This window comes from Rhodoplanes roseus (assembly GCF_003258865.1).
Lineage (GTDB): Bacteria > Pseudomonadota > Alphaproteobacteria > Rhizobiales > Xanthobacteraceae > Rhodoplanes > Rhodoplanes roseus.
This window is the reverse complement of the sequence record NZ_NPEX01000969.1, coordinates 1-243: the sequence shown is the minus strand read 5'-3', so window position 1 is coordinate 243 and position 243 is coordinate 1. Positions and strand designations below refer to the sequence as shown.

General features: G+C 63.0%; 1 protein-coding gene. It reads left to right on the top strand.

Annotated features, from left to right (window positions below; genetic code table 11):
* Nucleotides 1-117 precede the first annotated feature (117 nt).
* Nucleotides 118-243: HNH endonuclease signature motif containing protein (locus CH341_RS36180; protein ID WP_245431366.1), on the top strand; the 126-nt coding region annotated here is incomplete at its 3' end.

Genomic DNA, 243 nt, shown 5'->3' with positions numbered 1-243 from the left:
GAGGTAATCAACGCCCGCCAGCTCGATGCGACGACAAAGAAGCAACTGATCGACGCTCGCCGTGGGCAGGGGCAGTTCCGTGAAGAGCTTAGGAAGCTGTGGCGAGGCCGGTGCGCGGTGACTGGCTGCGAGGTCGAAGACGTCCTTCGCGCCTCTCACATTAAGCCATGGCGTGACGCGAGCGACCAAGAGAGGCTCGACCCGCGCAATGGTTTGCTCTTGAGCGCGACGCTGGATGCGCTG